The organism is Nostoc sp. UIC 10630, assembly GCF_010747425.1.
Classification (GTDB): Bacteria; Cyanobacteriota; Cyanobacteriia; order Cyanobacteriales; family Nostocaceae; genus Nostoc.
Genome location: NZ_JAAGOG010000210.1, coordinates 1 through 12350, shown reverse-complemented (window position 1 = coordinate 12350; position 12350 = coordinate 1). Strand labels below are relative to the sequence as shown.

Genomic DNA, 12350 nt, shown 5'->3' with positions numbered 1-12350 from the left:
GGTGCTGTTTATTATCTATTCACAGCTTATACTGAGAGAGCTTTTTTACACCTTTTCCGACTTTTCAAACATCCTCTTAGATTATCGGAAAAAAGTCAGTAAATCACTTGGAACTATTAACTTGCAGTCCTTTGACACTAAAGAAAGTATTGGGTTCGTTGGAGGTAATAATCGAAACATATTTGATTCAGCCGTACTGTCTCAAATATCTATGCAGCGACAATTAAACCAAACAGCCAGTCAACTTATTCCGGTTGTTTGTGCCCTTGTATGTGGCACTGCACTGTTATACGCATATAATCTTGACGAAGCCATTTTGCTCTTGCTCCAGAAGCTGCATACACCACTGCGCGATCGCATCATGCTTGGTATCACTTTTCTAGGCGATCCCCTAGTAATGCTGATATCTTCTTTGGGACTGTCGATTAGTCCGTTATATTCTAATCGTCGCAGGCAAGCAACTATCTTGGGTATCGCTGGAGTCGGTGCAATCTTGCTAAATTGTTTAATGAAAATATTTTTTGGTAGAGCGCGTCCAGCACTGTGGAAGCATATTATTAATGTGGGTCAACACAGTTTTCCTAGCGGCCATGCAATGGTTTCAATAGTAATTTACGGTTTTACTGGCTATATTCTGGCAAAGCAGTTTCCTGAATGGCGCTTTTGGATTTATGGCTTGACTGTTTTCTTGGTTGCTGCGATCGGTTTTAGTCGGCTTTACCTGGGAGTACATTGGCTGACTGATGTGACAGCTGGCTATGCCGCAGGTTTAGTGTGGTTAATTGCCTGTATCCTGATCTTGGAATCGGAACAGCAAGGAATCATTGACGAGTACATTCTCTCTCAGGACGGCGATTGATCGCGTTTATCTAAATATATCAGTCTTTTAGACGCGATAAATCGCGTCTCTACATGAGGGCTTTCTGGGTTATCTCAAGCGTATTGGGATAAAACTAAAATTGGATCTGTTAATAATAGCTGCCAGATTTCCGATGCTCCAAAGCAGTGATACCATCATTTTCCAACACTTCACCGTGATTAATAACGGCATAAATTAACCATCTATCGCCACATTCAAGCTGATTTTGCACCGTACATTCTAAATAGGCTAATGCCTCATTCAAAATCAAACAACCATTATCAGCAGTTTTTGTGGAAAGATTTGCAAAGGGATTATCGCCTAAAGTGCTATGACGAGAAAAATAGCGTCGCACATTTCTTCCTTCTTTGAGGATATTCAGCACAAATTTATCGCCAGGATGATGCATTAACTCTGCATTCTGCTCGTTAGCGATCGCAATCATAATCCCTGGCGGGTTAAAAGTTGCCTGTGATACCCAAGAAGTTAAAACCCCTTTATGGGTTTCTTCATCACAAGTTGTCACAACACACAGAGAACCAATGATTCGCCCCACCGCTTGTTCGGTACGATCTACATGGGTTTCTGTGACAATCTGGCGGGAACTACGAAGTTTTTTGGTTTTCTTCAAGTTTTGGGCAAAGGCAGCACCTGCTTCTTGACACTGCTGAAGAATTTCAGAAGTAGGGCTGAAACGCACCCGAATTGTTTCAAACCCTAATTGATAATTAGCATCTTTGAGCTTACTTTCGATTAAATCTATGGCCTCTCCACTCCAGCCGTAAGAACCAAACACCCCAGCTAACTTAGTTTTAGCCGCTACCGAGAGAACTATTCCTAAAGCTGTTTGAATTTGAGTCGGTGCATGGCCGCCTAAAGTGGGTGAGCCGATAATCAAGCCATCGCAAGTTTCTACAATGCGGTTAATTTCGGCAGAATCTGCTAGTTCACAGTTGATTGATTCTACATTAACTCCATTTTGAATCAAACCTTGAGCGATCGCATTTGCCATAATTGCTGTATTTCCATAAGCAGAAGCATAAAGCAAAGCGACACTCAATTCTTGAGATTTTTGTCCTTGACACCATTGACGGTAATCATAAGTAAAACGACTCAAGCTATAACGCACAACTGGCCCGTGTGCTGGGGCATAACATCTGGCTCCCAAAAGCGATATTTTATCTAAGGCGACTTCGACTTGTTTTGCTTGGGGTGCATGGAGACATTCAAAATAGTAACGACGTTCCGCGTCTAATCCCTTCCAATCTTCATCAAACAAAGTGTCTTCGCAAATATGAGCGCCGAAAAGTTTGTCTGTGTAGAGAATTTTTGTTGCAGAATCATAAGTACAAAGTCCATCAGCCCACCGGGGAGTTGGTACGGTGACAAATGATAGATTATGTCCTTGTCCTAAATCTAAAGTATCTCCCGATCGCATCGCTTGAATAGGTGATTCAAATTCGGGAAAAGCAGTTTTTAGAGCATTGGCAGCGGGGCGAGAACAAATGAGAGTAGCTTGAGGAACCAGAGAGAGTAATACTTGCAAGGTTGCTCTGCGGTTCGGATTGACATGACTGAGAACAATGTAATCGAGGGAGATGAAATCTAGATGTTGTGCAAGTTGCTCAAGGTAAATTTCGGTAAAAGATTCGCCGGGAGGGTCAATTAAAGCCTTTTTATCAGCTTGAATCAGATAAGAATTCGCTGTAGTTCCCCGTTGACGGGAATATTCCACCTCAAATTTTAATCTGTCCCAAGTCCGCGATCGCAGAATCAGAGTATTTTTACCAATTTCAGCAACTTGGACATCTCTGCTATGGTTGGACGTTAATGTTGCAACAGACATAATAACCTCTCTTAATAATGGGGAATTGGGAATGGAGAATGGGGAATGGGGAATGGGGAATGGGGCATTGGTTATTATCTTTGTCTCCCTCGTCTGCCTAACTCCTAACTCCCCACTCCCTATTTTTAATGACCATTGTTTTGTATTAATTCAGACTTGGCTCGGCTTCTATAGCGTTTAGATACTTCTTGTTCTGGGTCGATACCTTCAAAGGTAGGGGGTAGCCAAACTCGGAGAAACAGTAGTACTCCCAAGACTAATAAAAAGGCACAAGTTGCTAAAACTTGACTCCAACTTGTTTCTAGAACACCTTTAACAATGACTTCCCGCAAAGCAGAAACTATGGAAACTTCAACAGCTACCCCAATCGATACTCGATGTTCTTGTAGGTAAATAATCAACAATCGGAATAGCTCAACTAATATGAGCAAAAAGAGAATATCGGCAGTAACAGCATGAAAATCTAGAGGTGGAAGTAAGGAGAGAAACATATCTCTCACCTGAAGCACCATGAAGCTAAATAAACCGATACACAAAGAAATTACAATTACATCTTGGATAAATTCCAAGCTTCGGACAACGCGCCCACGATTGATTTCGTACATAGTAATCGGGGTATTTTCAACAGATTTATACATAATTTTTTGGGAGTTGTAGAGACGCGATTCATCGCGTCTGTGGGGAGCAGGGGGAGCAGAGGAGGCAAGGGGAGGCAGGGGAAGCAAGGGGAGAATAAGAAATAACTAATGACCAATGACAAATGACAAATGACAAATGACAAATGACCAATTAGTAATGATTGCCAATTTTGCGGTGATGCGCGGCGGTAAGTGCATCTAACTTGGAAACCCTTCCAGTTTGGACTGTGCTATAAATTACCCAATGATCTCCACAATCCATACGGCTAGTAATTTGACATTCCATGTAAGCTAGGGCTTCAGCTAAAACGGGCGATCCATTGTTCGCTGGATATGTCTTCACTCCAGCAAATCGGTCTGCACCAGGAGGAAAACGTTTGAGGAAATGTTTCATTAATCCTTGATATTTGCCTTCTTCTAAAACGTTTAAAACAAAGTGATCGCCAACGTGCATCAAAGATTCAATTGCTCGATCTTTGGATACTGCGATCGCAACTCCTAAAGGCTCAAGACTCGCTTGTGTCACCCAAGAAGCCAACATTGCACTCTGAATTTCTCCTTTTTTGGCGGTGATAATATACAATCCTGTGGTAATCCGCCCTAAAGCCTTCTCTAGCTCAGTATTGATAGATTTGATTTGTTTAATAGTGCGATCGCGGTTCAACCATTGACCCAAATCTGTCCCCGCTTCATCACAAAGCTGTTCCGTTGCTTGAGTAGGAATTTCCTTAACTAAGATAGGTGGAAAAGCTTCAGTTAATCCTAGTTCTTGAAACTTATTACGTAAAGGATAAATAGGTTCATCTTCTCCACCTCCCGACTCTAATAAACCAATTGACTGCTTTTTGTGAACAGCAGCTAAAATAGTGCTTAAAGAAGCTTGAGCTATCACCGAAGATTGGGGTGGCATTGCAATTACTAAACCAGAAGATTGTGCAACTAATTCTCGAACTTCTTGAGGTTCAGAACTATTGAGAGGAAATAATTCCACTGCTGCGCCTGTTTTCGCACATCCATGAGCTATAGTACGGACTAACTGCTCGCTATGCCCGTAATCTTCAACATAAAATAGAGCCACTAAAGTCTCTGTTTTCGCTTGTTCTAAACTCCAGTTTTGATACCGTCCGAGCCATTCTGGAATATAGTGTTGTAATAAAGGCCCATGTCCCGTAGCAACTGTTCCTATTTCTAACTTTTCAATCCGCTTTAAAGCTGCCAAAACAGACCGAGCATTGGGGCCCATAAGACAATCATAATAATATTGAAAATCTTCCTCAAGTAAGGTGATATTTTCGTCATAAGTGTGGTCATCACAGTAGTGCATCCCAAACACATCACAGGTGTAGAGAGTGCTAGTTTTGTGGTCATAAGTAAAGATTGTGTCAGGCCAGTGTAAGTTAGGTGCAGAGATAAATTCTAATTCGTGTCCGTTACCTAAATCTAATCGCTCTCCACTTTTCACCTGCCTTGAATTAAAGGGCTGGTGAACCATATTTTCTAAAAATTGAATAGCTACCTTAGCACCAACAACAGTAATGGATGGAGCTAATTGCAAAATATTTTTTACTAAGCCACTGTGGTCTGGTTCCGTATGGCTAATAATCAAATAATCTATTTTAGTCGGATCAATTAATCCCACTAGTATCTCAAGATATAATTGCTCAAACTTACGGTGAGATGTATCAACTAAGGCAACTTTTTCTCCCTGAATTAAAAAAGAATTATAGGTCGTACCATTCCGTAAACCAAACTCGACATCAAAACGTTCTCTATCCCAGTCTAGACAACGGATAGCAGTTGTTTGAGGAGCAATTTCGACAGTTTCTACTGTCAAACGTCCTGGGTTGGGAGTAACTTGAGTGGGCTGTATGAGTGCAACCATTTGTTTTCTCCAAAAAGATTGTTATATGAAGCGAGCGTTATGTCTCTTATATTTACCTGAAATACTCAATTAGTAAAATGCCAATTTCTAAAGCTAATCATCAGAAAGTTTTATTCATTATTTAGATTGATTTACCATTGAATTGCTCAATGTTTATCATTACTTTTATCTTCAATAATGAATGTGAGAAGATGTAAATAATCAGTTAGAATGATTTCGCATGTCTGTAATATTTTTTCCACCTCCCATACAACAAATCAACAGCGAAATCATCCGTAGCGCTGGTGCTGATGTGTATGTACTACGCCTGGATCTCATGCACCCGTGGGTTAACGGCAATAAGTGGTTCAAGCTGAAATACAATCTTTTGGAGGCCAAGGAGAAATATTTTACAACGCTGCTTACTTTTGGCGGCGCTTATTCCAATCACATCTATGCAACTGCGGCGGCTGGTAATCTTTTCGGTTTTCGTACCATTGGCGTAATTCGGGGGGAGAAGACGCTACCACTAAACCCGACACTGAGTTTTGCTGTCCAACAGGGTATGCAGCTTGTATACATGAACCGCGAAATGTATCGACAGCGCAACACACCAGCGTTAGAAGAATATCTGCAACAACGCTTCGGTGAGGTGTTTATCATTCCCGAAGGCGGGAGTAATTTAAATGGTGTGCGCGGCTGTACAGAGATAATTGCTGATGCGATGCTTACGGCTGGCTACCCCTACGCATTTGATCATATATGCGTAGCCTGCGGTACAGCTACCACACTTACTGGGATTGCGCTTTCGTTGCATCAAGGACAAAGAGCGATCGCTTTTCCCGTACTTAAAAATGGCTCATTTCTTGCACAAGAAATCGAAAGTCTGCTGACAAATTACCTCGCCTCTGATTTACCCACACCATCTAACTCTCCCGCTTCTTGGGAATTGGTATGTGATTACCACTTTGGCGGCTATGCAAAGGTGAACGATGAGTTACTACTGTTTAGCCAACAGTTCAGGGAGGAATATGGCATACCTCTTGATTACGTATATACCGCCAAAATGTTTTACGGTGTGATGGATTTACTAAAGCAGGGATTTTTTAGTAAAGGCGATTCGTTGCTGCTCGTACACACAGGAGGCTTACAGGGCAACGTTGGTATTGAAGAAAGATTGCAGAGAGTTTCTAAAATCTGAGTTGCCACTTAATTAAATATCAGTTACCTTTGTATGGAATTTTACTAAAAAAATAAAATTCATACGCCAATCTTGATATTTACTCAAAGTTAAGTAAGGTCAATCCAATGTTTACATACGCTGATCGCATTAAGCCAGATGGTCACAGTATTACTATCTATTTAGAAAATCTCCTAGCTAAAAGGTATCAAATTCCGACTTTTCAACGAGATGTTGTGTGGGAGAAAGAGAATGTTAAAAAACTTTGGGATAGTATTTATAAGTTTTACCCTTTAGGAAGTATTCTAATTTGGAAAACTAACACCAAGCTAGAAAGTCATAGGGAAATAGGTGGTATCAAGTTTGCTGATGATTTTCAATCTAATGAATACCAATACATTTTAGATGGACAACAAAGAACAACTTCTCTTCTAACATCAATATATGGTGGTAACATTGCTAAAAATGAAAATTTTAATCCAACACTATATATAGATTTGACTATTGAACTTATTGATGCTACTGATGACACAAGCTATGCTAAAAGGTTCTTATTCTGGGATGAAATTGATGATAAAAATGGTCAAATAAAAGCTAACCTTGGCAAGAAAAAACGTTATGATGAGAAACTCATTGTTAGTTTAATAGACATTATTAAAAATTACGTAGAAATAGAAAGAAATCTTCATACACTTGGATACGGTGATTTTGAAAATCCTTATATGCAGCAATTGAGAAGGATTAGGGAAGCGTTATATAATTACAAAATTTCTTTTATTGAGTTAAGAGGTATTGAAGTTGCGGAAGTATGCCAAATTTTTGAGCGGATTAATCAAGCTGGTAAACCCTTGGATATCTTTGATATTGTAGTTGCTAAGACCTTTCGTTCTGAAAATAAGACAAATAATATCTCTGGGTTCTATCTCCGTGAATTATTTGATAAATTTAAACAAACTATTGCTAGCAGTCAATATGCGAAGATTGATGATTGGACATTGCTACAGATGCTAGCTGTAGTAGTAAAACTTGAATTTCCCGAAGCTGGGATACAAAATATTACTGATATGTATCTTAATAAGCTAAAAACAGAACATGTTGAAGCTGTATGGTCTAATTTTAAAATAGCCGTTGCTAAAACTTTTGATTTCTTTGATAATATTTTGCATATTAAAGGTGGAAGATTAATCCCTTACCGATATTTATACCTGACTATTACAGCATACTTTTATCGTAATGATAAACCAGATTATACTTTTTTAAATAAATATTTTTGGTATTATAGTTTTCATAATGCAGATTTACTAACAAACACTACTCACCTCTGGGAACATATATACTTTGTTAACCAACAAAAGGCTAATAGTACTTACTCATTCAATAAATTTGATATTGATAAGAATTCGATAAGAAAATCTTTCTACAGTTATAGAGGTCGCTTATCCAGAGCAATACTATCACTTTATGCAAACCACAAGCCGCAAGATTGGGCAAAACCTCATAGAGATATTTTGTCTGATGTTTATTATCTGCTAACAGATAAGCCTAACTTACACCATATATTTCCAGTTAACTTTATTAAGCAGAGTGGTATTGCTACTCAAATAGAATGTGACAGCTTGATGAATATTGCCTATTTGTCTCAAATCACTAATTTGAAAATTAGCGATAAAAATCCATTAGATTATCTCAAACAATATGACGAGCCTGATTTAGAAGCAGTGCTACGCTCTCATCTTATACCAACTACTATTCTTGAATGGTCAAGGGCCAATGCACTTCCTGAAAATGCCCTAAGCATTTTTATTGAAGAAAGGATGAACCTCATATTAGAGGCTTTGAGGTTGAAGTTAGAGGGGATTGAATTTAATGTTTTTGATATGGGCAATCGCACAAATAATTAATATCTATCCCTAAATGAAAGATTTTCTATAAAAGAGGCATTGCTGGGCGAAAATATAAATTAGTCTCACAAGCTCGCTCATCTGCGTGAGATATTCATATTTTTATCCAGCAACCTCTAAAAGTTATTTTACTTTGTTGCTACGCCAATAATATGAGGACTGACAATCGGCAATTGTGCATCAAATCGCTCATAATTAACACTAGCAAAACCAGCATTTTCTAAAGCAATCAAAGTTTCTCTATCTGGATGGCAACCATCACCTATGACTTTCCAAATCGGACGAATTGCGCTTTGGACTTGTCGCAATACAGTTCCTTTAGGTGCAGCGACATGTTCAATAAATAAGAAGCGCCCACCTGGTTTGAGTACTCTTAAAATTGCCTGTAATGTATAATCTATATTCGGCACTGAACACAAAACTAAGGTACTAACAACAGTATCTATGCTGTTATCTTCAGCATCTAACCATTCAGCATTACCAATTCTGAGGTCGATGTTTAAGCCTAGTTTTTTAGCTTGTTTTTGAAGATAGGAATGCATGTGGGGGTTTGGCTCGATTCCTATCCAGTGGATATCTTTAGGGTAGTAGGGTAGGTTAGGGCCTGTTCCTGGGCCGATTTCTAATACTTTACCTTGGAGATTTGCAAAAAGAGAACGTTTGCGATCGCCGACGATATTATCATACGTGCTGCTACTTTGAGCCATCATCCAGGCAAAGAAACGTTTACCAAAGTTGGCATAAATCTGATTTGGTGAATCTCCAATAATTTGGTTTACAGTCATCATCTACTTCCTAAAATTTGAGGCTATAAATTATTGCACCAAGCAACTATTTATAGTCTTAAGATACGATAACTTATGTTTCTTTTACCTCACCCATTTGATTCACCTGATGGGGTGATTTTGATTAATATACATACCTAGCGACTTCCCGTAACCTACCACAGAAATAGAAAAAGTGCAGAATCAGAAGTAGAATTTGCCTATATATAGCAATCCTAAACGAATGAGTCGTCAAAATGTCCAATTATTCTCTCTGCGTTCTCTGCGCCTCTGCGGTTAATTTCTTTTTATAAATAATTTATAAATACAAAAATAGCAAAAAGCGTTCCGAAATTGGGAACGCTATCTTTTAGAAAATTCTGTTAAGGTAATATGAATTAAATGCTAGTTGATAAAATTAGGCATGAAGATTTGCTTGTTCCTGTAACCAAGGATCTACAGGTTGTCCATCTTTGCGGCGTAATTCAATTTCCACGACCATCACTTCTTTTGAACCTGGAGGTGCGGGTTTTTTATGGAAAAGAATGTCATAATCTTCTGGATTATGTTTGCGTTCTTTCAACCATTCTTGTACCTTGGTTGTGGCAAAAAATGATTGCCCTTGCTCAAACATTCGGGTAATCTGCAATTGCAGTGTATAAGGATTTAGCCTACCCATTTTCTACCGCCTTTGTTAAGTAAATTTTAGAACAAGTAATCTGTTTATCTTAGATAATCTAATGTTAGTGCGAAGTACGCACACCTGACACTTCACCTATAGGTGCAAATTCCAGTTTTAACACCCTAGCATCTGTAGCCACATCCGAAAGTATTTCGGTATATGGTCTAAGAAAGCCTTGATACTCCTGCAATCTGTCTTCCATAGGTTAATAAACTTTTATTTGTGTTGCTTTAGTTTTCGCCGTTTTTGGCAGTAGTTTGACCTTAGTAATGTTATAATAGTACTTCACAAAAAATAATGTTAAAAACTTGACTGTACCCCAGCACTAAAGTTTTACGTACACGAAGAGACGAGGGAATAGATTAGTTAAGGATTATTCAGAATTTCCCAGTATCTCTATAACATTTCACTACTTAATTCTGTTATAGATTGGAAAGAGGCACGCCGCTTCAAAAACTGACCAACAGACTGAAATGGTTGTTATGAAGAGCAAAAATCAAGCTGTTTTCGCTTTAATTGTAAAAAGTACTATTGTCTTTTTACCCTTATTATTACCCGTTGGAATTGCCAGTGGGCAATCTGCACCATCACCTTCCCCAGCGCTAACCCAGACTTCGGTGTTGTCGAATCAGGAACGGGAAGAATTAACACGACTACGAGCAGAAAAGCGAATTCAACAGCAAGTCCAATCTGATTTTAATAGCGCTTTTAGCCGTACAACTATTTTACTTAATGTCTGGCTAGTTATATTAAGCCTATTTCCAGTCGCAATCATTGCTTTATTTTGGCTACTGCGACGGGTGGTAATCCGTGAAATTGTTGATAGAGCGATACAACAATTACAGGGAATGGAGAAATTACAAAATCAGCTATCTACCGTTAAGCAAGAAGCTGAAAATCTTATTCAAGATGCTAAAAAAATAAATTATGAATTAGAACAAGAAACGGTTAGTTTACAGCAAAAAATTAAAGGCGAACAAGAAAATTTATCTACCCTGACATCGGAACTAGATTTAGCTAAGTCACAGATATTAAGTAGATTAGAAACTCAACTCAAAAAATCTCAAGAAAATATAGAAAGTTTAGAGTCTAATTTTGCTTCTGTTGTATCTAAATTAGAGCTTGATGCTCAACAACAAAGAGATGTAGCGCTGGAAAATCTAGGAAATTTAGCATCTGTTCTGACACAAGAGTTGTCTAATTTAAAGTTAGGTGTACAAGAACAGCAAGAGCTAGCATTGGCTGATTTAGAAGGCTCAAAATCTGAGTTCATAACTCAACTTTCTGGATGGCAGTCTGATGCTCAAAACAAAAAGGATATAGTTTTTGAAAGTTTGGCTAAATTGCAATCAGAATTTGCCGATAATTTATCAGAATTACAGGTAGATGCTCACCACAGAAAAGAGATTGCATTTGAGAGTTTAGGAAAATTAGATAATGAATTGAAAGCTCAGTTATCAGAACTACAGGCGGATGCTCAGGAGCAAAAAAATAAAATTTTTGAGAATTTAGCAGCATTGCAGTCAGAGTTTGCTGAACAACTATCTGAATTACAATTAGATGCTCAAAAGCGCAAAGAGTTAATTATTGAAAATTTAGAAAAAGCTGGTTCTGAATTTAGTTCGCAATTTTCAGAATTACAATGGAATGCTCAACAACAAAAAATTCTCATTTTGGAGAAGTTAGAAAGATTAGAAACTGAGTTTGTCTCTCAACTCTCTGAGTTACAATTGGATGCCGAAGAAAGAAAGGATCTTATTCTTCAAGAACTAACTGAAATTACACCTGAATCTATCTTAGAAGCGGTGAATTATGAAGTTAAGGAAGAAAAAGAAATAGAGGAACAGCCACAAAAACCAGAATTGACTGCTGAGGAGTATGTAAAAGAGGGAGATGAGCTGTTTTCTAAAAGGCGCTATGAAGATGCGATCGCAGCTTACAACCAAGCGGTTAAAATTCAACCTGATGAATCTGTGGCTTGGTTAAAACGAGGTCTAACTCTCGGAAGGCTGAAACGCTATAAAGATGCGATCGCATCTTATGATCGAGCTATTCAGATTCAACCAGATTACCATCAAGCTTGGTGCGATCGCGGCGTTGCTTTTGGGAAATTACAACAGCATCAGCAAGCCTTTGCTTCATTCGAGAAAGCTACACAAATCAAGCCTGATGATGCAGTCGCTTGGTTAAATTGCGGTCTTTCTCTCGTAGCATTGGAAAAATATGAAGAGGCAATAGTATCTTTTGATAAAGCGCTGGAATTCCAACCTAATTCTCCCAAAATCTGGGATAAACGCGGTTATACCTTGGTAAGATTGGGACGCGATGATGAAGCGATCGCTAGTTTTAACAAAACTTTAGAAATTAAGCCAGATTATGCCAGTGCCTATTACAACAAAGCAGCCTGTTACGCACTGCAAAGACAAGTTGAACTATCTCTGGCAACTCTGAAACAGGCAATTGAACTTGATCCCAGGTATAAAGAAGACGCAGCAACTGACCTAGATTTTGATGATATTGCCGATGATGAGCGCTTTAAGCAGTTAGTTGCAGAATAAAAAGTTATTTGTCATTAGTCATTTGTCATTAATGCTTCCCCTGCTCCCCCTGCTCCCCCTG

The 12350-nt window shown here is 38.6% G+C and carries 10 protein-coding genes; 4 read left to right on the top strand and 6 right to left on the bottom strand.

Annotated features, from left to right (window positions below; all coding sequences use genetic code 11):
* The coding region (locus G1O98_RS31660; RefSeq protein WP_243458604.1) for a phosphatase PAP2 family protein at positions 1–859 on the top strand (859 nt) is incomplete at its 5' end.
* Positions 860–968: 109 nt separating this feature from the next.
* Here the strand turns inward: G1O98_RS31660 and G1O98_RS31655 are convergent.
* The 3 genes from G1O98_RS31655 to G1O98_RS31645 form a co-directional block, all read right to left on the bottom strand.
* Positions 969–2705 (bottom strand): diflavin flavoprotein, encoded by a 1737-nt coding sequence (locus G1O98_RS31655; RefSeq protein WP_163936723.1) that lies wholly within the window; start codon positions 2703–2705, stop codon positions 969–971.
* A 125-nt stretch (positions 2706–2830) separates the two neighbouring features.
* Complete coding sequence (locus G1O98_RS31650) at positions 2831–3343, bottom strand: phosphate-starvation-inducible PsiE family protein (RefSeq protein ID WP_012407378.1); 513 nt, start codon at positions 3341–3343, stop codon at positions 2831–2833.
* A 151-nt stretch (positions 3344–3494) separates the two neighbouring features.
* Positions 3495–5225 carry a diflavin flavoprotein gene (locus G1O98_RS31645; RefSeq protein WP_163936719.1) on the bottom strand — a complete coding sequence of 577 codons (1731 nt, stop codon included), beginning with the start codon at positions 5223–5225 and terminating at the stop codon, positions 3495–3497.
* A gap of 220 nt (positions 5226–5445) precedes the next feature.
* On the opposite strand from G1O98_RS31645, the gene G1O98_RS31640 reads away from it, so the two are divergent.
* Together G1O98_RS31640 and G1O98_RS31635 are read left to right on the top strand one after the other, a co-directional pair.
* A complete protein-coding gene (locus tag G1O98_RS31640) occupies positions 5446–6405 on the top strand; it encodes a pyridoxal-phosphate dependent enzyme (protein WP_163936716.1) in 960 nt (319 codons plus the stop codon).
* 107 nt (positions 6406–6512) lie between these two features.
* A complete protein-coding gene (locus tag G1O98_RS31635) occupies positions 6513–8285 on the top strand; it encodes a DUF262 domain-containing protein (protein ID WP_163936713.1) in 1773 nt (590 codons plus the stop codon).
* Positions 8286–8413: 128 nt separating this feature from the next.
* Here the strand turns inward: G1O98_RS31635 and G1O98_RS31630 are convergent, their stop codons facing one another.
* The 3 genes from G1O98_RS31630 to G1O98_RS31620 all read right to left on the bottom strand — a co-directional run bounded on the left by G1O98_RS31630 (position 8414) and on the right by G1O98_RS31620 (position 9933).
* A complete protein-coding gene (locus tag G1O98_RS31630; protein WP_243458603.1) occupies positions 8414–9070 on the bottom strand; it encodes a class I SAM-dependent methyltransferase in 657 nt (218 codons plus the stop codon).
* A 397-nt stretch (positions 9071–9467) separates the two neighbouring features.
* On the bottom strand, positions 9468–9728 hold the full coding sequence (locus G1O98_RS31625) for a hypothetical protein (protein WP_012407382.1): 261 nt from the start codon (positions 9726–9728) through the stop codon (positions 9468–9470).
* Between the two features lie 64 nt (positions 9729–9792).
* Complete coding sequence (locus tag G1O98_RS31620; protein WP_163936706.1) at positions 9793–9933, bottom strand: hypothetical protein; 141 nt, start codon at positions 9931–9933, stop codon at positions 9793–9795.
* Positions 9934–10213: 280 nt separating this feature from the next.
* Here G1O98_RS31620 and G1O98_RS31615 point away from each other — a divergent pair, with 280 nt between their 5' ends.
* Positions 10214–12289: a tetratricopeptide repeat protein gene (locus tag G1O98_RS31615; RefSeq protein WP_163936703.1), complete on the top strand. Its 2076-nt coding sequence runs from the start codon at positions 10214–10216 to the stop codon at positions 12287–12289.
* Positions 12290–12350: the final 61 nt, after the last annotated feature.